Annotated in this window: 20 protein-coding genes; 12 read left to right on the forward strand and 8 right to left on the reverse strand. The window is 62.7% G+C overall.

Annotated features, from left to right (window positions below; all coding sequences use genetic code 11):
* Nucleotides 1–7: 7 nt before the first annotated feature.
* The 4 genes from E0L37_RS08480 to E0L37_RS08495 are packed head-to-tail and all read left to right on the forward strand — an operon-like array spanning nucleotide 8 to nucleotide 4,783.
* Complete coding sequence (locus E0L37_RS08480) at nucleotides 8–961, forward strand: ABC transporter permease (protein WP_133491323.1); 954 nt, start codon at nucleotides 8–10, stop codon at nucleotides 959–961.
* Between the two features lie 21 nt (nucleotides 962–982).
* A complete protein-coding gene (locus tag E0L37_RS08485) occupies nucleotides 983–2,017 on the forward strand; it encodes an ABC transporter ATP-binding protein (RefSeq protein ID WP_201303836.1) in 1,035 nt (344 codons plus the stop codon).
* Complete coding sequence (locus E0L37_RS08490; protein WP_159661428.1) at nucleotides 2,004–3,077, forward strand: ABC transporter ATP-binding protein; 1,074 nt, start codon at nucleotides 2,004–2,006, stop codon at nucleotides 3,075–3,077. The genes E0L37_RS08485 and E0L37_RS08490 overlap by 14 nt, the downstream gene beginning before the upstream one ends.
* A complete protein-coding gene (locus E0L37_RS08495) occupies nucleotides 3,074–4,783 on the forward strand; it encodes an ABC transporter substrate-binding protein (RefSeq protein ID WP_133491324.1) in 1,710 nt (569 codons plus the stop codon). The genes E0L37_RS08490 and E0L37_RS08495 overlap by 4 nt, the downstream gene beginning before the upstream one ends.
* On the opposite strand, the gene E0L37_RS08500 is transcribed toward E0L37_RS08495, so the two are convergent.
* Complete coding sequence (locus E0L37_RS08500) at nucleotides 4,784–5,650, reverse strand: LysR substrate-binding domain-containing protein (protein ID WP_133491325.1); 867 nt, start codon at nucleotides 5,648–5,650, stop codon at nucleotides 4,784–4,786.
* Between the two features lie 99 nt (nucleotides 5,651–5,749).
* Here E0L37_RS08500 and E0L37_RS08505 point away from each other — a divergent pair, with 99 nt between their 5' ends.
* From E0L37_RS08505 to E0L37_RS08540, 8 genes are all read left to right on the forward strand, one after another.
* The gene (locus E0L37_RS08505; protein WP_133491326.1) at nucleotides 5,750–6,802 is read left to right on the forward strand and encodes a YeiH family protein; all 1,053 of its coding nucleotides are present in this window, start codon (nucleotides 5,750–5,752) and stop codon (nucleotides 6,800–6,802) included.
* A gap of 151 nt (nucleotides 6,803–6,953) precedes the next feature.
* On the forward strand, nucleotides 6,954–7,724 hold the full coding sequence (locus E0L37_RS08510) for a helix-turn-helix transcriptional regulator (RefSeq protein WP_133491327.1): 771 nt from the start codon (nucleotides 6,954–6,956) through the stop codon (nucleotides 7,722–7,724).
* Between the two features lie 169 nt (nucleotides 7,725–7,893).
* The gene (locus E0L37_RS08515; protein WP_133491328.1) at nucleotides 7,894–9,510 is read left to right on the forward strand and encodes a PA domain protein; all 1,617 of its coding nucleotides are present in this window, start codon (nucleotides 7,894–7,896) and stop codon (nucleotides 9,508–9,510) included.
* A gap of 107 nt (nucleotides 9,511–9,617) precedes the next feature.
* Nucleotides 9,618–10,235, forward strand: a complete 618-nt coding sequence (locus E0L37_RS08520; RefSeq protein ID WP_133491329.1) for a lytic murein transglycosylase — start codon at nucleotides 9,618–9,620, stop codon at nucleotides 10,233–10,235.
* 47 nt (nucleotides 10,236–10,282) lie between these two features.
* Nucleotides 10,283–10,663 (forward strand): hypothetical protein, encoded by a 381-nt coding sequence (locus tag E0L37_RS08525; protein ID WP_133491330.1) that lies wholly within the window; start codon nucleotides 10,283–10,285, stop codon nucleotides 10,661–10,663.
* A 66-nt stretch (nucleotides 10,664–10,729) separates the two neighbouring features.
* The gene (locus tag E0L37_RS08530; RefSeq protein WP_133491331.1) at nucleotides 10,730–10,984 is read left to right on the forward strand and encodes a hypothetical protein; all 255 of its coding nucleotides are present in this window, start codon (nucleotides 10,730–10,732) and stop codon (nucleotides 10,982–10,984) included.
* Between the two features lie 82 nt (nucleotides 10,985–11,066).
* Nucleotides 11,067–11,666: an NAD(P)H:quinone oxidoreductase gene (wrbA, locus tag E0L37_RS08535; protein ID WP_133491332.1), complete on the forward strand. Its 600-nt coding sequence runs from the start codon at nucleotides 11,067–11,069 to the stop codon at nucleotides 11,664–11,666.
* A 658-nt stretch (nucleotides 11,667–12,324) separates the two neighbouring features.
* On the forward strand, nucleotides 12,325–13,074 hold the full coding sequence (locus E0L37_RS08540; RefSeq protein WP_133491333.1) for an NYN domain-containing protein: 750 nt from the start codon (nucleotides 12,325–12,327) through the stop codon (nucleotides 13,072–13,074).
* A 234-nt stretch (nucleotides 13,075–13,308) separates the two neighbouring features.
* Here the strand turns inward: E0L37_RS08540 and E0L37_RS08545 are convergent, their stop codons facing one another.
* The 7 genes from E0L37_RS08545 to yeiP form a co-directional block, all read right to left on the reverse strand.
* A complete protein-coding gene (locus E0L37_RS08545; protein ID WP_133491334.1) occupies nucleotides 13,309–14,598 on the reverse strand; it encodes a TRAP transporter large permease in 1,290 nt (429 codons plus the stop codon).
* Nucleotides 14,595–15,089, reverse strand: coding sequence for a TRAP transporter small permease (locus tag E0L37_RS08550; protein ID WP_133491335.1), 495 nt, complete (start codon nucleotides 15,087–15,089; stop codon nucleotides 14,595–14,597). The genes E0L37_RS08545 and E0L37_RS08550 overlap by 4 nt, the downstream gene beginning before the upstream one ends.
* Nucleotides 15,089–16,075: a TRAP transporter substrate-binding protein DctP gene (gene dctP, locus E0L37_RS08555; RefSeq protein WP_236564152.1), complete on the reverse strand. Its 987-nt coding sequence runs from the start codon at nucleotides 16,073–16,075 to the stop codon at nucleotides 15,089–15,091. The genes E0L37_RS08550 and dctP overlap by 1 nt, the downstream gene beginning before the upstream one ends.
* A gap of 48 nt (nucleotides 16,076–16,123) precedes the next feature.
* Nucleotides 16,124–16,960, reverse strand: a complete 837-nt coding sequence (locus E0L37_RS08560; protein WP_133491336.1) for a TRAP transporter TatT component family protein — start codon at nucleotides 16,958–16,960, stop codon at nucleotides 16,124–16,126.
* A gap of 105 nt (nucleotides 16,961–17,065) precedes the next feature.
* On the reverse strand, nucleotides 17,066–17,890 hold the full coding sequence (locus tag E0L37_RS08565) for a rhomboid family intramembrane serine protease (protein WP_133491337.1): 825 nt from the start codon (nucleotides 17,888–17,890) through the stop codon (nucleotides 17,066–17,068).
* Nucleotides 17,887–18,906: an aminopeptidase gene (locus tag E0L37_RS08570; RefSeq protein WP_133491338.1), complete on the reverse strand. Its 1,020-nt coding sequence runs from the start codon at nucleotides 18,904–18,906 to the stop codon at nucleotides 17,887–17,889. The genes E0L37_RS08565 and E0L37_RS08570 overlap by 4 nt, the downstream gene beginning before the upstream one ends.
* A gap of 20 nt (nucleotides 18,907–18,926) precedes the next feature.
* Nucleotides 18,927–19,493: an elongation factor P-like protein YeiP gene (gene yeiP / locus E0L37_RS08575; RefSeq protein WP_022995566.1), complete on the reverse strand. Its 567-nt coding sequence runs from the start codon at nucleotides 19,491–19,493 to the stop codon at nucleotides 18,927–18,929.
* Between the last annotated feature and the right edge of the window lie 200 nt (nucleotides 19,494–19,693).

Here is a 19,693-nt window from a genome sequence, read left to right on the forward strand (position 1 = left end):
GACCGCCATGAGCCTGTCCATACAGCCCCCCGCGGCCGCCACCCCGGCCACGCCGCCACGCCGCCGTAACCGCCCCAAAGCACTGCATTTCCCTCGGCGCCTGTGCAAGGAACGCCCGCTTGGCGCGCTCGGCGCGATGATTTGCCTGGTGCTGTTGCTGACCGGCCTGTTCGCCGACGTCATCGCCCCCGAAGGGTTCAACGCCATCAACCCGATCGAACGGTTGAAGGCCCCTTCGGCGGAACACTGGCTGGGTACCGACCAGTTGGGCCGCGACGTCTTCGCGCGCATCGTGCACGGCGCCCAGTTGTCGGTGATCGTGGCCTTCGCCGCCACTACCCTGTCGATTGTCATCTCCGCGCTGCTGGGAATTCTCAGCGGCTATTTCGGCGGCCGTCTGGACATGATCATCCAGCGCCTGGTGGACGGCTGGATGTGCTTTCCCGATTTGATTCTGCTGATCGTGGCGGTGGCCGTTCTGGGCCCGGGCACCTGGCAGGTGATTCTTATTCTGGGTTTGCTGTTCGGCATCTCCGGCTCGCGCATCGTTCGCGGCGCGGTCCTCAGTGCCAAACAGAACGTCTATGTTCACGCCGCGCAATCCATGGGCGCTTCCAGTACCCGTATTCTGCTCAAGCATATTCTGCCCAACGTCATGGCGCCGCTTATCGTGCTTTACACCACGCGTCTGGCGGCGGTGATTCTGGCCGAATCCGGACTCAGTTTTCTCGGTCTCGGCATTCCGCCACCGGAGCCCAGTTGGGGCGGCATGCTCAGCCTGGACGGGCGCAGCTATATGTTCCAGGCACCGTGGCTGGCGATCGCGCCCGGTATCGCGCTGACCGTGGCGGTGTTCGGCATCAACATGTTCGGCGACGCCCTGCGTGACCTGCTCGACCCGAGAATGCGCGGCGGCGGTGGTCGCTACCTGGCTCGCGTCAAACGCACCATCGGCAGTTGACCGAAGAGAAGGGAGAGGACCATGTTCACAGAGACTTCGATGGCAACGGCCGAAGCCGCGCCGCGCAACGAGCCCGCCCCCACGCTGCTGCGGGTGGAGAATCTGCGCACTGTGTTCGAGAAGGACGACGGTCTGGTTCACGCGGTCAACGATGTCAGCTTCGATGTGCGCCGCGGCGAAGTGCTGGCCATTGTTGGCGAAAGCGGCTCCGGCAAAAGCATCACCGCCATGTCGCTGCTGCGTTTGATCCCCAGCCCGCCCGGGCAGATCATCGGCGGCCAGGTGCTGTTTGACGGTCAGGATCTGTTGGATCTGTCCGACGACGCCATCCGCCAAATCCGGGGCCGCGACATCTCGATGATTTTCCAGGAGCCGATGACCTCGCTGAATCCCAGTTTGCGCATCGGCCGACAGTTGGCGGAACCGCTGCGTGTTCACGGCAGCGTACCCAAGGGAAAAGTGCGTGAACGGTGCCTTGAGCTGCTGCGCCAGGTACGTATCGGCGACCCGGAGAAGCGCCTGGACGCCTACCCCCATGAATTGTCCGGCGGTATGCGGCAAAGGGTCATGATCGCCATGGGGCTGGCCTGCCTGCCCCGGCTGATCATCGCCGACGAGCCCACCACGGCCCTGGATGTCACGGTGCAGGCGCAGATTCTGGAGCTGCTGCGCGATATCACCCGCGCCAATCAGTCGTCGATGATGCTGATTACCCACGACCTGGGCGTGGTGGCCCGCTACGCCGATCGCATCAACGTCATGTACGCCGGCCGGATTGTCGAACGCGGCACCGCCCACGATATTTTTCACCGGCCACGACACCCTTACACCGTGGGCCTGATGGCATCCATGCCGCGACTCGACGACGCCATTGGCAATCGCCTGACCCCCATTCCCGGCTCGCCGCCGGATCTGTCCGATCCGCCGTCCGGGTGCCCGTTCCATCCCCGTTGTCGCTTCGCCCAGCCCCGTTGCAAGCAGGAACGTCCCCCGCTGGAGCGGCTCGATGAAGAACATTGGAAAGCCTGCTGGGTGAATCTCGATGACACACACTGATTCTCATACCGACGTCACCGCCCCCTTGCTCCAGGTCAGCGGCCTGAAAGTACACTTTCCATTGCGCCCGGGTCTGTTCGGCAAACCCGCCGCCATGGTCAAGGCGGTGGACGGTGTCGATTTCACCGTGCATCACGGCGAAACCCTGGGCCTGGTGGGCGAGTCCGGTTGCGGTAAATCCACCACCGGTCTGGCGGTACTGCGCATGACCCCGCTCACGGAAGGACGCATTGTCTTTGACGGCGAGGACATCAGCCACCCGGACGCGGCCACCACGAAGCGGCTGCGGCGCAAGATGCAGATGGTGTATCAGGACCCGTTCGGGGCGCTCAACCCTCGCATGCGGGTACTGGATATCATCGGCGAACCGCTTCGCGTACACCGGCTGACCCGCACCCGGACGGAATACCGGGCACGGGTCATGGATCTGCTCGACCGGGTCGGCCTCAAGGCGGAGATGGCCGACCGCTATCCCCACGAATTTTCCGGCGGCCAGCGGCAGCGCATCGGCATCGCCCGGGCACTGGCGGCGGAGCCGTCACTGATCATCTGTGACGAGCCGGTGTCCGCGCTGGACGTGTCGATCCAGGCCCAGGTCATCAATCTGCTGGAAGACCTGCAACGGGATCTCGGCCTGACCTACTTGTTCGTCGCTCATGATTTGGCGGTGGTGCGCCATCTGTGCCACCGCATCGTGGTGATGTATCTGGGCCGGGTGGTGGAAGTGGCGGACCGGGAGCGGCTGTATCAGGCACCACGCCATCCTTATACCCGGGCGCTGCTGGGCGCCATTCCCATCGCCGATCCGGATCCGGAGATCCAGGCCCGTTTCAATCCTTCGGTCGACGGCGAGGTCCCCAGCCCCATCGACCCGCCTCCGGGCTGCCCGTTTCACCCGCGCTGCCCCCATGCCACCGAGCTGTGCCGTCGTGAAGCGCCAAGGCCCATCGATGTGGAAGACGGCCACAGCGTCGCCTGCCACCTGCACGACCCGTCCCGGGCCACGGAAATGACTCACCCCGAACCTTCATACCAAGAACAAGCGAGGAACATCGCATGACTCTGCGCACTCTTCGAACCACTCTGGTTCTGGCCACGCTCGGCGCCGCCGGTGCTCTCCAGGCCGCCGAGGAAGCCACACCCCAGCTCGGCGGTACCGTGAATATCTCCACCATGTATCGTACCCTGGACGCCACTACCTGGGATTTGCAGAACTGGACCTGGAAAGGCAACCACGACAACCTGCAGCTGGAATCCCTGTTGCGTGGTGATCTGCAATACGGTCCGCGTGGCAAAAATGAAAACACCTTTATCGAACAGGCCTATATTCCCTACAGCCAGCTGGAAGGCAGCCTGGCGGAAAGCTGGGAGGTGAAGGAAGATCCCATGCGGGTGATCTTCCACCTGCGCAAGGGCGTCCAGTGGCAAGAAGTACCCGGCGTGATGAAAAAGCGGGAACTGGTGGCCAACGACGTCATCACCTCGTTCCAGAGCCGCGGTAACAGCCCGCGCGCCATCCCCACTTTCTGGGACTTCATCGAGCGCTGGGAAGCACCGGACGACCACACCGTGGTGGCCTATTTCAACCAGTTCCACGGCAACTGGCCGTACCGGATAGCCTGGGGATACTACGACGGCATCTCACCACCGGAATGGCAGAACCTCAGCGAAGAGAAACGCGCGGACTGGCGCAACGCCGCCGGCACCGGCCCCTACCGCATCGAAAAAATCGAGACCGGACGCCAGCAGGTGTACGCGAAGAACGGCGATTACTGGGATTCGGTGACTCTCAACGGCAAGGAATATCAACTGCCGCTGAACGACAAAGTGGTTTACCACATCATCAAGGACGAGGCGAGCGCGGTGGCGGCGCTCAGTTCCGGGCGCATCGATATCATGGAGGCGATCCGCTGGCAGTTGGTGGATCAGTTGAAGAAAACCGCGCCGGATCTTCAATTCCGCAAGAACCTGTCCACCAACGGTACCTATATCGCTCTGCGCACCGATCAGAAGCCTTTCAACGATGTGCGCGTGCGCCGCGCCATGAATATCGCGGTGGATCAGAAAGCCATTCTGGCTTCCCTGCTCAACGGTGAGGGGGAGTTGCTCAACTACCCGTTCGCACAGCGCTGGACCGAGTTCTACACCCCGCTGGACCAACTCTCCGACGACGCCAAGGCGTTGTTCGAATACGATCCGGAAAAAGCGAAAAAACTGCTGGCCGAAGCCGGCTATCCGAAGGGCTTCAGCTTCGATCTGCAGGTTTGCTCCTGCAGCCCCTACCACATGGATGTGGCCCCCATGCTGCAGGCCTACTATCAGCAGGTCGGCGTGAAGATGAACATCAAGACCATGGAATACGGCGCCTTCCGCTCCAACATGCGTGGCAAAACCCAGGCTGGGGGTTATCTGATGAACAACGGCTCGGGCAACCCGATCCAGGTCCTGCGCAAGAGCTTCCGCACCGACCAGACCTGGAACGCCTCCTGGTACAGCAATGAGGAATTCGATCAGAAGATCGACGCCGCCATCCAGGAACCAGACGCCGGCAAACGCAACGTGATGCTGAAGGAACTGAATGATTTCATCATCGAGGAGGCGGTGCCGCACGTCTGGTTGCCGACCGAAATGGGCTACTCCGCCTGGTGGCCGTGGGTGAAGAACTACTACGGCGAGCAACGTATCGGAGCGGTCAAACCCAACGCCATCTATTCACGCATCTGGATCGATCAGGAAATGAAGGAAAGCATGGGCAAAGCGCGCTGATCACGGCACCGCTTCCCGTAGCACGGCCCCCAGGGCCGTTTCCCCCGCGCCCGGCTCATGCCGGGCGTGTCGCACCCAGTACAGCGGGCGCACCAAACGCTGACGCGGCCCGGTCACCGCGCACAGCCGGCCGTCGGCCAGCGCCGCGCTGACACTGGCCTCGCTGACATACCCGACACCGGCCCCCGCCATCAACGCCTGGCGCACCGCCTCACCGGCCCCCAGTTCCAATATCCGCTCCCGCCGTGGAAACGCCGCCCCCAGGTTGCTCTCAATCACCGCCCGGGTGCCCGATCCCGGTTCGCGCATCACCCAGGGCCAACGCGAGGCGTCCGCATGCAGCGCCGCCGCCACCGGCGGCGCCGCCACCCGCAGCAGCACGTCGTCGCGCCAGGGCCGCACTCGCAGCAAAGGGTGGGACACCGGCCCCTCCACCAGTGCCAGATCCACTTTCAATTCCAGCAGCAACGCCACCGCCTGACGCGTATTGACCACATCCATACCCACCCTCGCCCGGGGGTGACGTTGCCGGAATGTCGACAGCAGCGACGGCAGATAGTAGTTACCCAGAGTGTGGGTGGCCGCCAGCGTCACCTCCAGCGGTGGCGACTGGAACAACCTCTCGCAACGGGACAGCTGGGCCAGCAGGGCGCGCGCTTCCGGAATCAACGCCCTCCCCCGGTCGTTGAGAACCAGCCCACGGCCAACACGGTCGAACAGCCGCGCTTCCAGCCGCCGCTCCAACTGCGCCAGGCCCTGACTCACCGCCGGCTGGGTCAGCGCGACCCGCTCCGCCGCCGCCGCCACCGATCCGGTTTCCGCCACCGCCAGGAACAGCCGCCATTGTTTTAGGGTCGTCTCATTCATAAATTTATTTTAGTTATAAGTTTATAATTATCAAATATTATTATTTAAAGCGCTTCGGCATAGTGGCTTGACCTTTCCAAAGGATCAAAGGAACCACCAATGCGCACGCTCTCTCTTTCCCTGCCCCGGCCGCACGGGCCCATGACGCTGCTGGTCCTGGCCTGCGCCCTGGCTGGAATCGGCCTCGCCCGCAGCCCGCTGGCTCAACACTGGGGACTGGGCGCGCTGGCCCTGGCCATGCTGCTCGGCCTGGTGGTGGCGCAACCGCTGCCGGCACCGCTGCGCGAGGCGGGCGGATCCGCACTGGCACTGTTCAAGGGCCCCATTCTGAAAATCGCCATCGTCGTCTACGGACTGCGCATCCCCCTGGACGCCGTGAGCGAGCTGGGCCTGGGCGTGATTGCCCTGAACGCCGGACAGATCGCCGTGAGCCTGATACTCGGCGGCTGGCTGGGGCAGCGCTGGCTGGGCATGAGCCGGGCCGCCGCGCTTTCCATCGGTGCCGGTAACGGTATCTGCGGCGCCGCCGCGGTACTCGCCGCCGAGCCGGTGCTGGGAACCCGGGACCGGGATACCGCCATGGCGGTGGCGGCGGTGGTGGTGTTCGGCACGCTGAACATGTTGCTGCTACCGCTGCTGTACCACCACCTGCCGGCATTGTTTCCCGATCAGAACCACTTCGCCGTGCTGGTGGGCGCCAGCGTCCAGGAAGTGGCCCAGGTGATCGTCGCCGCTCAGGCCATGTCGCCGGCGCTGGTGGACAGCGCCCTGCTGGTCAAAATGGTGCGGGTGATGATGCTGGCGCCGGTGCTGGTGATACTGGGCATGAGTGCGCGCCGCGCCGCCGGCGCGGGCACCGGTACCCGCATCGCACACAGTGACATCAAGGCGCGGCCGGCGCTGCCCGCTTTCGCGTTCTGGTTCGTCGGTGCCCTGGTGGTCAACGGCCTGGGCTGGGTGCCCGATTCCCTGGCCCCCACGCTGGCCGGGCTGGACGACATTTTGCTGGCGCTGGCGATGGCGGCACTGGGCTTGAGCACCCACTTCGATTTACTGCGCCGGGCCGGATGGCGGCCGCTGGCCCTGGGCGCGATTCTCTGGCTCGTCACCCTGGCGGTGGTCTTCGCCGCCTTGCTGAGCGGGGCTCTTTGACGGTCTTTTCAAGGAAACCTTGTTGCCCTCAATCAGGGACAGCGGGTCTGCGCGGAGGCCGCCCGCCAACGCCTGCCGATTCCGGCCGGGCTGGCTTATACTCCGGGCAAAATAACAAAGCCAGGCACCCGCCCCGGCTCAGGAGAGCAGCATGGTTTCAGCCCCGACGTCCACACCCTCGGCACAACCGGATTTCGAAAGCCTGGTGCAAGCGGCCGGTGACATCATCTATACCCTGGATCGGGATGGCCGCTTCACGTTCTGCAATCGCGCCATGGAAGAAGTCCTCGGTTACCACCGGGACGAGTTGCTGGGCCAACACTTCGGCGTCCTGCTCACTCCGGCCACCGCGCCGGTGGCCAGCCAGCATTTCCTCAACGGCGTGGCGGGCCGCCGTATCGCGCCGTTTTTCGAGGTGGAAGCGCTCCACCGTGACGGCGGCAAGGTGCATTTGGAAGTGCGCGCCGCCAGTCTGATACGGGACGGTCAGGTGGTTGGCCGTCAGGGTATCGCCAGAGACATCAGCGAGTTGAAGGCGTTACAGGCGCAGGTACAGGAAAAATCCCGCCGCATGGCGTTATTGGACGAACGCACCCGCATCGCCGCCGCACTGTATTCCCGGCTCACGGAATTACTGTACGGGGACGAGGATCAGGGCGAGCCGTCCGGTACCGTGTTCGGCGAGGTGGAAGACACCCTCAGCCGGCTCAGCGCCGCCCGCCACGGGCTTGGTGAACAGGATCTGAAGATCCTCAATCTCCTGGCCGCCGGCCACTCCAATGGCGAAATCGCCGAATATATCTGCCGTAGCCCCCACACGGTGAAGGATCACGTGCGCCGTATCATGCAGCGTCTTGGCGCCAAGCGCCGCACCGACGCGGTGGCCCGGGCCTTGAAACTGGGTCTGATCACCCGCGCCTGACAGGCGCCGCCAATTCCCCCGTTTTGACGGGATTCCCCCCCTTTGGGGGGATATCGGGTCCCGCCAGTGCCATCGACAATAGCACGGCTATTGAGCATCCCACTCCGATGCCCCCCCAATAAGCTATCCCGATAACAATGGCGGCGCACCGTCGTCGTGGAGAACAACAATGACATTGCTTTTCCGTTGCTTCGGTAACACCCCTTTTATAAAAGCCGGTACCGGTATCGGCATGCTCGCCGGTCTCACCCTGATACTGGCCGCCTGTGGCGGCGGTTCTTCCCATCACGGCAGCGAGTCCAGCTGCGCCGCCCGGCACGGCTGGCCCAGCGACCCGCTGGGCACGGACAGCACGCGGCACCTTGATGCCAGTCAGTTCATCTCCGTGAATCAACTCAAGCAGTGGCACCGTGAACTGGACGCCCTCGGCCTGCGCGACACTGGCGGGCCCGAGGAAGACGCCTATATCCGGACACTGGCCGGGCGTCTTGATTGCGCCGGTGTCCGCGACGTGACGCTGGAACCGGTGACCTTCCCGCGCTGGTCCACCGACGACTGGCGTCTGACACTGAACGGCGAGCCGCTGCCGGTTGCGTCCTATATACCTTATTCCGGCAGCACCCCGGAGCAGGGAGTGACCGCGCCCACCGTCTATGTGGATATTACCCAACCGGTGGACCCGTCCACCGTGGCCGGCAGAATCGTGCTGTTCGACGTCCCCAACGTCACCGTGCCAACACAGTTCTTCCTCGACAATGCCATGCAGGTGTGGGACCCGCTGTCCTCGTTTTCTCCCGACGAACTTTACTCTCGCCCGTACCTGGCCATCGATGCGGTGACCCGGACCCTGGACGCGCTCGGCAACACCGAAGCGGTGGGCGCCATCGGTATCCTGCAAATGCCGTATGAAACCGCCCATGGTTCCTACTTCCCTTACGACGGTATTATCCGCCAGGTACCGGCGCTCTATGTGGACCGGGATCTGGGTGCGCAATTGAAGGGGCTCTCCAACGGCACCGAGCTGACACTTCGATTGCCGGCCAAAGTGGCCGACACCACCACTCACAATGTGGTGGCCATGATTCCCGGCGCCAGCGATGAGATCACCGTGATTCACAGCCACACCGACGGTACCAACGGCCTGGAGGATAACGGACCGGACGCCATCATCGGCATCGCTCAGTATTTGGCGCGCCTGCCACAATCCGCCTTGCCAAGAACCGTGATGGTGATGTTCTCCAGCGGCCATTTCGCCGGCGGCGTCGGCATTAAAGGTTTTCTCCAGCAGCATGCCGACGATGACCTGCTGGACCGCATCAAATCCATCATCACCGTCGAACACCTGGGTGCTCAGCGCTGGGAGCCCGACAGCAACGGCATTCTGCAGCCCACCGGTCTGGATGAACTTGCCTGCTTTTTCGCCCCGCGAATCCCGAGCCTGGCGGACGCCGCCTACCGGGCCTCCGAAGCCGCCGACGCCGGCCCGGTGATTATCTCCGCCCCACTCAACCCGGATGCCGACGCCGGCAAGCATGAAGCGGTCTGGCCCGGCGAGGGACAATACTTCTATAGCCACAACAAAATGTCGGACGCCAACTACATCACCGGCCCCAACTACCTGCTCAACTGGGGAGTGGACACCGTTGAAAAAACCGATTTCCAGCGCGTGCACGCACTGATGATGGCGTTTACCCGCATGGTACTCGACTTGAGCGAGGTTCCCGGCGAGGATCTCAGCGCCCCCAGCGCGACCAACGGCGAAACCATCGCCCCACCGGAACATTGACTCGCCCTACCCGATACCCCCCCTTTGGGGGGTATCGGCCCCCTCCTGGGCCATTGATAATGCCCCTGTTCGTGAGCGCCCATCCTCAACTTAAAAGAATCAGGGATATGAACAGGTACAAGGACCGGCTTTTCCACTCCACTTTCCTTTTCTTATTTGCCGCGTTTGTTTTGACTGGGTGTGGCGATGACGAATCCAGCGGCGATGCCGGTGCTGCCACGGCGACGCTCCCCTCCTATGGGCGCATCCCTGATTGCGGCGACATGGCCACCACCCTTGGAGATCTGGTCAGCGGTCTGACGCCCGCCGACGATGACGATGAACTTGGCCGCTATCAACATGACGACCGCTACGGCGTCAACTGCACCTGGCTGACACCCCGGACGCAGAGCGATAACGCTTTCGAAATGGTCAAGGGCGGCAGTCTGGCGGTGAGCATCACGGTGGATCCTCAGGGCAGTTCCGACGAGAAAACCCTGCGTGACCTCGGCATGGTGTATGACGATCCCCGTGTCGAAGAGCTTGGTGGTTATGTCGTCGACATGGGCGGCAAACTTGATCCCGGCGCCCAATTGGGCATGATCGGACCCCAAGTTGTGGTTGGCCGTGTCAACGTTTCCTTCGCCGCCGGTGGTCTGTATTTGCAAAAGGTGGAAGAGTTGAAGGTCATCACCAACGATCGCGTCATCGAGGCCGCTGTCGCCCTGCATCGTTCACTACGATAAGTCTGACCGGGAATCATCGACCCATTTCATTTCAAGGAGAGAAAACCATGCCGAAATTCATTCTTACCCGCCTGTTGGCGGCGTCCATCACCATTGCCGCTTTCAGCCCGCTGCACGCGCAGACTTCCGGGGGGGCTCCCAACATGGCCCAGATGGGTAATCAGGTGGCCAGCTTCAGCGGCAGCATGCACGCCGCCGCCGAGGTGTGCGGTGGTTACACCAAGGATCAACTGGCGGAGATGAAGGCCAAACAGAAACAACAGATGACCCAAATGGGCCTCACCGCCGAGGAATTCGACACCGCCTTTAACGCCGGCAAGAAGAAAACCGATGAGCGCTGGGACGCCATGTCCAAGACCGAGCAAAAATCCGCCTGCGAGGAACTGCGGCAACAGATGAGCCAGGCTTTCAACGGCCTGATCAAGTAAGGCCTGCTCGCTGGATCGGAGGGATCTGCTACACTGCCCGCACCACAAGTCACCGCCGTTCCCGTCATGCGTTTTGCCGTTCTTTTCTCGCTCACCCTGCCGCTGTGGACGCCACTGACCACGGCGGCGGACACGGCCCGGGACGAAACCCGCGATGCTCTGTTGCGCGAGCAACAGGAGTTGAATGAGCGGGCGGAAGCCCTGGCCGACCAGCAGGCGACCACACAACGACTGCTGGAGCAGCAGCAAACTTATCTGGAAGCCTTGGAACACGAAATTCAGGCGTTAAGGCCGCCCCCGCGGTCAGATCAGAAAAACTGATCAATCCGTTCCAGCCAGTCCGCTCCCTATCCCCATCAGGTGACGCTATCTTGGTTTCTCCCATCTTCAACAGGAGAGTCCGATGAAGCGCGTTCTGGTTCTTTACTACTCCATGTACGGTCATATCGAAAGTCTGGCCCGGGCCGTGGCCGAAGGCGCCGCCAAAGTCGACGGCGTGGAAGTGGAGATCAAGCGAGTGGCCGAGACCATGGATCCGGAGGCGTTCAGGAACGCCGGTGGCAAAACCGACCAGACCGCCCCCGTGGCCAGCCCGGCGGAACTCAAGGACTACGACGCCATCATCATCGGCACGCCCACCCGTTTCGGCAACATGAGCGGTCAGATGCGCACCTTCTGGGACCAGACCGGCGGCCTCTGGGCTCAGGGTGCCCTGGCCGGCAAAGTCGCCAGCGTGTTCACCTCCACCGGCACCGCCGGCGGCAAGGAGACCACCATCGTCAGCACTTGGCTGACCCTGGCTCACCATGGCTTCATCATCGTACCGCTGGGCTACGCCGATCCTGGCCAGGAGCAGATGGACATCAGCCAAGTGCATGGCGCGTCGCCCTATGGCGCGGGCACCATCGCTGGTCCCGACGGCAGCCGCCAGCCCAGCGCCAAGGAACTCAATCTGGCCCGCTACCAGGGTGAAAAGGTCGCCCGCCTGACCGCCAAGCTGTGACATCCGATTCAGCCTGACACTTCTCTCGTCTCACTCTGATCCCCCTTTGGCCGCCCTCCCCCTTCTCAATTGGCGGCCTTTTTTTGGTTCATCGCGGTTCAGAGGGCCACGGCGCTTCAATCATGGGCACGGGTCTGTAACGACGGAAGGGGCTTCCAAGCCGGTATATTCGCCAGCAAGCAGGTCTCCCACGGATCCGCCACGAAGCCGCTGCGGGAAGCTTGCTGGCAAGCGAATATACCAACACCGGAGGGCCGGAATTCGCCAGCAAGCGGGTCTCCCACGGATCCGCCACGAAGCCGCTGTGGGAAGCTTGCTGGCAAGCGAATATCCCAACACTAGAGGGCCGGAATTCGCCAGCAAGCGGGTCTCCCACGGATCATGCCACGAAGCCGCTGTGGGAAGCTTGCTGGCAAGCGAATATACCAACACCGGAGGGCCGGAATTCGCCAGCAAGCGGGTCTCCCACGGATCATGCCACGAAGCCGCTGTGGGAAGCTTGCTGGCAAGCGAATCGCCAACGGCCCAGGGCATTCGCGGCCAAGCGGAGCGCCGCCCGGGCCTCTTCCCACAGCGGCTTCGTAGCCACCTCCGAATTTATGCCTTCAACGCCACAAGAACACGTTATGGTAGAGACTCTACTGAGCAAGGAATCACCATGGCCGACAGTACCCCCCTCTCCGAATCCAACCGGCAACCCACACTGGCCGTTCTGATCGACGCGGACAATACGCCGCCCGCCATCGTTGAAGGCCTGTTCGAGGAGATCGCCAAGTACGGCACCGCCACCATCAAGCGCATTTATGGCGATTGGACCCAGCCCAACCTGGGCGGCTGGAAGAAAGTCCTGCTGGACCATTCGATTCAGCCGGTGCAGCAGTTCGCCTACACCACCGGCAAGAACGCCACCGACAGTTCACTGATCATCGATGCCATGGATCTGCTCTACACCCGGGAACTGGATGGGTTCTGTCTGGTTTCCAGCGATAGCGACTTCACCCGGTTGGCGGCCCGGTTGCGGGAAGCCGGCCTCACCGTCTATGGCTTCGGCGAACAGAAAACACCGAAACCGCTGGTGGCGGCCTGCGATAAATTCATCTACACGGAAATTCTGCGCGCCGGCGACGAGGGCATCGCCAGCAAGAGCGGCAAAGCCGGCAAGGACAAGACCAGCGGCAACACGCCGCCACTGAAGTTCATTGCCCGGGTCATCGACGACGTCTCCGGAGAAGACGACTGGGCCCACCTGGGCGTGCTCGGACAGAACCTGAGCCAGCGCCGCCCGGAGTTCGACACCCGGCTCTACGGCTTCCGCAAACTGAGTGAACTGCTGAACGCCCAGACCGGCCACTTCGAACTGAAAAAAGGGGAAAACGGCGGACTATGGGTGAAGAACAAGAACGGATGATCACGGTGCGTGCCCACGGTCGAGGGGCAGCCCCGCTGGCACGCCAACACGCAACATGCCGGCGCGCTAAAGCCCCTCGCGTGTAAACACGCTTCCCACAAGAGGCCACAGGGTCGCTGTGGGAGCGGCCCTGGCCGCGAATGGAGCGTGTGAACGTGTTGCATGTTGGCGTGTCAGCAATTTGCCCGACGACAGTGCCCTGGCCCTCTCCACACCAGAGGGCGGCACTTCGCCCTATCGAACCAGCCAGAGACTCAATTCCGGCACATAGGTAATCAGCAGCAGCGCGATCACCAGCACCAGCATGAACGGCAACGTGGCCCGGAACAGCTCGGTGATCGATTTGCGGAACCGGTAGCTGGCGATGAACAGATTCATCCCCACCGGCGGCGTGATGTAGCCGATCTGCATGTTGGCGACAAAGATAATCCCCAGATGTACCGGGTCGATGCCATAGCGCAGCGCCACCGGCAGAATCAACGGCACCATGATCACCAGGGCGGCAAAAATATCCAGCAAGGCACCGAGCAGCAGCAACAGGATGTTGAGCAGAATCAGAAACGCCAGTTTGCTCTGCACATGGGTCTGGATAAATTCGAACAGCCGCTCCGGCACGCCGGCGTACACCAGATAATCGGCGAATGCCTGAGCCACCGCCAGGATCAGCAGAATCCCCCCCACCATGACCATGGCTTCACGGGTCAGCCCCGGCAATCGGCGCAGGGGGATCTCCCGGTACAACACCACCTCCGCCAGCAACACATACAGCACGGTGACCGCCGCCGCCTCACTGACCACCAGGAAGCCAGAGAAGATACCACCGAGCACCACCAGCGGCAGCGGCAATTCCCAACGCGCATCCCACAACGCCTGGCCCAGCTCCCGCCCGTTGAAGGCCTGCCGTGGCAGGGGATCGGCGCGGTTGACCCACACACAATAGCCGTACAGCAGCACCACCATCAGCAGGGCCGGCCCGACGCCGGCCAGATACAAATCGACGATTTCCACCGGTGGCATGGTCAGTTGTTGCGACAATTGCTGAGCAATGATGCCGTAGATCAGCAGCGGAACCGATGGCACCAGCAGCAACCCCAGACTACCGGACGAGGTCACCAGTCCGAGGCTGAAGCGTTGCGGGTAACCGGCCTTGACCAGCGCCGGCAGCAACAGCGCGCCCAGCGCCACGATGGTGACGCCGGAGCCACCGGTAAGCGCGGTGAAGAAGGCACAGGCCACCAGGGCCACGAAGGCCATGCCGCCGGGCATCCAGCCGAACGCCGCCTGGCTGAGGCGAACCAGACGATCGGCGGTGCGCGACTCACTGAGCAGGAAGCCAGCGAAGGTGAACAACGGCAGCGCCATCAGCACCACCGAGTCGGACAGCTGGTAAATGTCGATGTGGAGCACCGACAGCGGTGTCTCCTGAGTGAAAAAGCCGATGGCGGCCGCGGCCAGCAGGATGGCGAACAGTGGCGCGCCCATCAACGCCAACACGATCAATAGAACAATGGCGGCGATGATCATCCCAGCGGCTCCCGCATGCAGGGCCGGCGACCGCCCAGGCCGAGCACGAACAGCACCACGTAGCGCAGCGCCATGACGCTGAAGCCGAATGGAATGATCACCTGCGGCACCCAGCTAGGAAGGCCGGCGAAGGCGGTATCGCCAAACTGATATTCCTCGATCACGAAACCGATGCTGTACCAGGCCACCAGGGTACAGATGGCGGCGGTGAACAGGTCCACCGTGCCGGTGATCCAGGGTTGAAAGGATTTCGGCAGCCACTGCCCCAGCAGATCGATGCGGATATGCTCGTCACGGCGAGAGGCGATCATGGCGCCGAGCAGACCGATCCACAACACCGCGTTACGCAGCAGCGGTTCCACCCAGATCAGACTGACGCCAGCCATGTTTCGCAGCCCGATTTGCATCACCGCCAGTGCCACCATGCCCAGCAGGATGGCCACGATCAGACCATCCTCCAGGCGATGCAGCCAGGACAGCAGGCGCCGCATCAACGGCCCCGATAATCGTCGAGCAACCGATGCAGCCGGTCCAGTATGTCGGCGCTCAGCTCGCCATCCGAGACCAGCCCCTGGGTGGCTTTATCGGCGGCGGTTTTCCACTCGGCCCGTTGTTCGTCGCTGGGGGTGATGGTTTCCAGGCCTTGCTGCCGCACCGCCTTGAACGCCTCACGGTTCTGCTCGCGGCCTTCCTCGTCCAATTGCGTGAAAACGTCGCCCAGAACTTCGCGCATCACCTTTTGATCGTCCTCGGAGAGACGATCAAAATAGCGCTTATCAATGGCCAGCAAGCCGTAGGTGTAAAGCAACGGCAGGTCGGTGATGTACTTCACCCGCGCGTACCATTGCAGGGTGAGCGCCGCCACCGGCGGCGCGGCGAAGCTGTCGATGGCGCCGGTCTGCAACGACGTCAGCACCGAACCGATGTTCAGCACGATGGGCGACAACCCCAGGGTCTTGGCCGCCTTGGCGGAAGCGGAGTCCGCCGCCGGCAGCCACAGTTTGCGCGCCTGCAGATCCTCCAGACTGGCCACCGGCTGCGTGGACATGATGTAGGCGAAACCACCATCCACCAGACCGAAGCTGACCCAGCCATTGTCTTCCAGACCCTGAAGGATCGCCGGGTCCAGTTCCTCGCGAACCGCGTCCACTTCACCGTAATCATTGAAGGTAAGCGGCACATTGAGAATCTGGCCATCCGGATAGGCATCGGCGAAGGCGCCCCCCTGGGCCATTTGACCGTGCAACTGGCCAATACGGATCTTGCGCTGCACCGCTCTGTCATCCCCCATCACGCCACCGGGGTAGATCTTCAGGGACACCCGCCCCTCGGTGCGTTCCTCGATGGTGGCGCCGGCCTTCTTCAGCGCCCGGACCACACTGGTGCCATCCGGATACAAAGTGGAAATCTTGAAGGTGGTGGCCAGGGCCAGCACCGGAAACAGGGCCATGACGGCCACCACGAATCGCAACATCATCCTCTCCAGCTTCGATGGGGCGGGCGCTCCATCGCTAACAAATACCGCTCAGAAATAGTCGTCGGCGCTGTCCAACAAACGCCGTGCCTGCTGCTGTGCGTAGGTGTTCTGCAAAGTCAGCCCAGGCTGCTCCGGATCCGCTTCCAGCACTTTATGGAGCTGGTCGTCATGCAGCTCACGATCAAACATCAGACGGGCATAGTTTTCGGCGTACAGCACCCGCGCCAACAGGTTATGGCCGTGGGACAGCGCCACCGCCTGCTCGAAATGCGCCTTGGCCTGTTCCGGCTGGCCGCCCAGGGAGGCCGGCAGCAAACTGTTGAGCACCCCCAGGTACATGTGCGCCTGACCGTTCTGATAACCTTCATCCAGCGCCACCACCCGCTCCATCAGCGCCCGCACCCGGGCCAGCTCGGCCACCGCGTTCCAGTCGCCGGAGTGGGTCTGGATATAGCCGGCCCAGGCGCTACCCAGAGTAAACAGCGTGGGCAGATCATCGTCGTCGGACTCCGCCAGCAAGGCCTCGAACTCCGGCACCGGCGTCTTGCGCAGATCGCAGTAATCGCTCCGATGGTTGCAGGCGGCGCGCAGGGCGTAATCCAGGGCCTTTTCATTGAGCGTCGCGGCGCGTTCCGGATCCTCCACCGTCAAACCGGCGTAGGCACCGTACAAATCGGCGCCGGCACGCAACAGACTGGCGCGCTCCGGCCAGGTCAGAATCAGACCGTCCACCATCAACAGATAGCTGGGCAGGCCCTCGCCCACCAGGACCAGGTCGTTGTTGTCCTCGATGCTCCTGGCGAGATTATCGCCGATCCGATTCACCGCGCAGCCCTGCAGAACCAGCAACAGAACCACCGCACAGACTGCTCGCCATTGTTTCACGCTGTCATCGCCTCCTATTCCGGGACTCTTTATAGCAGCGGCCACCGGCAAAACTCAAACGACCGTTGGAAACCGGCCGTGACGCTCAAAATCCGTTCACCATCTTCACGCCGCCCGCCGGCGGCGCCAGAACCCCACCGCGGTGCCGATCGCCATGCCGCTGAGCAGCCCGGCCAGGTGCGCCGAATTGGCGACGATACCAGAAAGGCCCACATAACAGATCACCAGCCACACCAGCATCAACACCACCACTTCCCTGCGCAGTTGATAACCGGCCCCCGGATTGACCTTGCCGTACAACCACAGGTATCCAAGCAGGCCATACACCACGCCGGACAGGCCACCGAAATTGGGGCCGGTGTCGTAAAACTGGGCCAGGTTGCTGATGGCGGCGGTGACCAGCGTGATCCACAACAACTGAAAGCTGGACTGGAACCGCTCGATCACCCGGCCCAGGTCACACCACCACAGCAGATTGAACAGAATATGCAGAAGCGACATATGCAGCAGCATTGGCGTGACCACACGCCACGGCTGCGCGGCCAGTCCGCCCAGGGAAGACGGAAACATCAGCGCCGCGTATAGCCGGTCCCCCAGCAAAAACGGTGACAGATACACCAGGATACAAAGCACCAGTCCGATCTTGGTCACCAACCCCAGGCTGCGAAACCAACCGCCACTGAACAGCGCCTGACGGGGCACGTCGGCGGGGGCGTTGCTGCGCCAGGCGTCGTCCTGCCAGCGCCGGTCATCCGGGCTTGCCAGGAACGCCTGGCACAGCTCACGCGCTTCCTGGAAGCGGTCCGCCGCCACGGACAACACCTGGGCGTCCTGTTCCTGCCGCAGCTCCGCGCGGATACCGCGCTGCACCAGCATATGCACCAGCCGCGCGGCGAGCGCGGCGTTATTCACGCGAACCAGTTCAATCATGGGATCTCCTGCTGCCAATGCCACCGGGCCTGCTGGTCATCGGCGAGACGCTCCACTTGCTCCCAGAAGCACGGCCAATGCCCGCCACAGCCTAACAGAAGGGCCTGGAAAGCGGGCACCAAACCGTAATAATCCCCCACCCCGTTGAGCTGGGCATTATTGAGGGGCCCCTGGAAAAAGCCCTGATAGGCGTCCAGGGCGGGGAGCTGACGGCGTTCGGACTGATAGCGCTGGCGCAACTCGCCGATCAGCCGGTCCTTGCGTTCGGTCAGGGTCCACTCCGGCACATCACTGGCGTACAGCCGGGTCAAGGCGGCGCGGGTGTCGCTCACCATGGCCAGGAAGGCGGCACGGGCACGATCCACATCACGCCAACGCTCCAGATCCACGGTCAGGTCGTGGCCGGCCATGAACCGGGTGGTGCCTTCACGGGCGACCATGGTGGCCAGGGACTCGTTGAAGCGGGTATCCCCTTTCACATACAAACGCCGATGCACCAGCTCATGCAGCAGCAGGTCCACCATGTCGGCGCGAGAGCGATTCAGCATCGGCGTGGTGAGCGGATCGTTGAACCAACCCAGCGTGGAGTAAGCGGCGGCGCCACCAACATAGGTGTCGAAACCCTGCTCGTCGAGATCACGCGCCGCACGCAAGGCGGCCTCCCGATCAAAATAGCCGCGATAACTGACGCATCCGGCAAACGGATAACACCAGGTTTCCGGCGTCAGCGAGAACGCCGGCGCGGCCATGAGATTCCATACCACCGCGCGGCTTTCCAGGGCCACGTACTGGCGATAGACACCGCGCGCGGGCAATCCCATCCGGTCGGCGGCGAAGTCCAGTACCTCTTCCGCCAGCCGCAGATTATCCCGCACCCGCCGCGGCGTGGCCGGATCGGCCAGGGCCTCGGCCACCGGCTGCCGTTTCGACATCAACGACCAGTGGCCCTTTATCGCCTGGCCGTAATAGCCCAACTGGCAGCCGGAGAGCACCGCCACGACAACAGCACAGGTCAACAGCCCGATCCGTTTACGCCTCATGCGCGGGACATGAACTTCCGTTCCAGGGTGTTGACCTTCACCCGCTCCCCTTCCTGGATGTACTCCGGCACCTGGATCACCAGGCCGGTTTCCAGGGTGGCGGGTTTGGTGCGGGCACTGGCGGAAGCGGCTTTCATCGCCGGAGCCGTTTCCTGAATGGTCAGTTCCACCGCCTGCGGCAACTCCAGGCCAATCACCGAATCGCCGACCCGTAATGCCAGCAACCCGCCGGTATCCTCGGTAACGAACGCCAGTTCGTCCTCTATGTCCTCGGACCGCAGGGGGTATTGGGTGAAATCTTCCTCGTCCATGAAGATATGCTCGGCACCGTCCACATAGGAGAACCGCACCGGACGGCGTTGCAGGTCCACGGTGGGCACGTCATCGTCGCCCTTGAACCGTTCCTCGAACTTGGAACCGCCGCCAACGGCGGTGGCGCGGACCCGATAGAGAGTGGCGGCGCCACGGGCGGAAGGGGATTGCACTTCGATCTGGCGGATCACATAGAGGCCGCCGTTATGCTCGATCACATCGGATTTCTTCAGGTCGCTGGCCCGGGTCACAAAACAATCCTCGCTGAATGGTCGCCGGTTATTCTAGCCCAGAGGGCAAGGCGGTCCCATAGTTTGCTGGCACGCTGACTTGGAGAAATAAATTCGCACTGTATTCGCTACCGACCTGACCACGAAGCCTCTGTGGGAGCCAGCTTGCTGGCGAATTCCGCCTCTCGTGTTGGGACATTCGCTTGCCAGCAAGCTTCCCA

Origin of the sequence: Alcanivorax sp. 24 (assembly GCF_004360225.1) — a bacterium.
Classification (GTDB): Bacteria; Pseudomonadota; Gammaproteobacteria; order Pseudomonadales; family Alcanivoracaceae; genus Alloalcanivorax; species Alloalcanivorax xiamenensis.

Excerpts from the sequence above, each read along its gene's own strand:
- E0L37_RS08485 (WP_201303836.1), top strand. The coding sequence starts at position 983 with ATGTTCACAGAGACTTCGATGGCAACGGCCGAAGCCGCGCCGCGCAAC.
- E0L37_RS08480 (WP_133491323.1), top strand. The coding sequence starts at position 8 with ATGAGCCTGTCCATACAGCCCCCCGCGGCCGCCACCCCGGCCACGCCG.
- E0L37_RS08530 (WP_133491331.1), top strand. The coding sequence starts at position 10,730 with ATGCGTTTTGCCGTTCTTTTCTCGCTCACCCTGCCGCTGTGGACGCCA.
- E0L37_RS08565 (WP_133491337.1), bottom strand. The coding sequence starts at position 17,890 with ATGATTGAACTGGTTCGCGTGAATAACGCCGCGCTCGCCGCGCGGCTG.
- E0L37_RS08495 (WP_133491324.1), top strand. The coding sequence starts at position 3,074 with ATGACTCTGCGCACTCTTCGAACCACTCTGGTTCTGGCCACGCTCGGC.
- E0L37_RS08515 (WP_133491328.1), top strand. The coding sequence starts at position 7,894 with ATGACATTGCTTTTCCGTTGCTTCGGTAACACCCCTTTTATAAAAGCC.
- E0L37_RS08525 (WP_133491330.1), top strand. The coding sequence starts at position 10,283 with ATGCCGAAATTCATTCTTACCCGCCTGTTGGCGGCGTCCATCACCATT.
- E0L37_RS08505 (WP_133491326.1), top strand. The coding sequence starts at position 5,750 with ATGCGCACGCTCTCTCTTTCCCTGCCCCGGCCGCACGGGCCCATGACG.
- dctP (WP_236564152.1), bottom strand. The coding sequence starts at position 16,075 with ATGATGTTGCGATTCGTGGTGGCCGTCATGGCCCTGTTTCCGGTGCTG.
- E0L37_RS08510 (WP_133491327.1), top strand. The coding sequence starts at position 6,954 with ATGGTTTCAGCCCCGACGTCCACACCCTCGGCACAACCGGATTTCGAA.
- E0L37_RS08500 (WP_133491325.1), bottom strand. The coding sequence starts at position 5,650 with ATGAATGAGACGACCCTAAAACAATGGCGGCTGTTCCTGGCGGTGGCG.
- E0L37_RS08545 (WP_133491334.1), bottom strand. The coding sequence starts at position 14,598 with ATGATCATCGCCGCCATTGTTCTATTGATCGTGTTGGCGTTGATGGGC.
- E0L37_RS08520 (WP_133491329.1), top strand. The coding sequence starts at position 9,618 with ATGAACAGGTACAAGGACCGGCTTTTCCACTCCACTTTCCTTTTCTTA.
- E0L37_RS08490 (WP_159661428.1), top strand. The coding sequence starts at position 2,004 with ATGACACACACTGATTCTCATACCGACGTCACCGCCCCCTTGCTCCAG.
- wrbA (WP_133491332.1), top strand. The coding sequence starts at position 11,067 with ATGAAGCGCGTTCTGGTTCTTTACTACTCCATGTACGGTCATATCGAA.
- E0L37_RS08540 (WP_133491333.1), top strand. The coding sequence starts at position 12,325 with ATGGCCGACAGTACCCCCCTCTCCGAATCCAACCGGCAACCCACACTG.
- E0L37_RS08550 (WP_133491335.1), bottom strand. The coding sequence starts at position 15,089 with ATGCGGCGCCTGCTGTCCTGGCTGCATCGCCTGGAGGATGGTCTGATC.